Origin of the sequence: Corallococcus praedator, assembly GCF_003612125.1 — a bacterium.
In the GTDB taxonomy this organism is placed as follows: Bacteria; Myxococcota; Myxococcia; order Myxococcales; family Myxococcaceae; genus Corallococcus; species Corallococcus praedator.
Genome location: NZ_RAWI01001205.1, coordinates 1 through 418 on the forward strand (window position 1 = coordinate 1; position 418 = coordinate 418).

Sequence of the window (418 nt, forward strand, 5' to 3'; positions counted from 1 at the left end):
CGCCAAAGACGACGTGGAAACGGCCCGCAACGAACTGCAGAAATTGCAAACCCGTTACGCCCATCGCAAAAGCGAGATGGCCGAGGCGCGCCGCCTGCTCGTCAATGCCGAAAAAGCATTGCAGGGCAGCAACCGCAAACTCGAACAGAAAACCGCCGCTGAAAAAGAGGCGGCTTCCAAAGCAACCGCCGCCGCAACCGCGCTGGCGGCGGCGCCCAATGATGAGGCATTGAAAAAAGCAGCGGCCAACGCGGCCAGCGCGCATGAAGAGGCCGTGAAAGCCAAAGACGATGCCGGGGTTGAGCAAAAAGAAGCACTGGCACTGCGCGATAAGGAAAGCGCCAATGTGACCGAACTCGAAACGCAGCACAAGGGTTTGCCCGCGCTGATTGGCGCCGCAGAGACGACGATTATCAAC

1 protein-coding gene is annotated in these 418 nt (G+C 59.3%); it reads left to right on the forward strand.

The annotated features are described in order from the left end of the window. The coding region (locus D7Y13_RS46540; protein WP_208734699.1) for a hypothetical protein at window positions 1–418 on the forward strand (418 nt) is incomplete at both ends.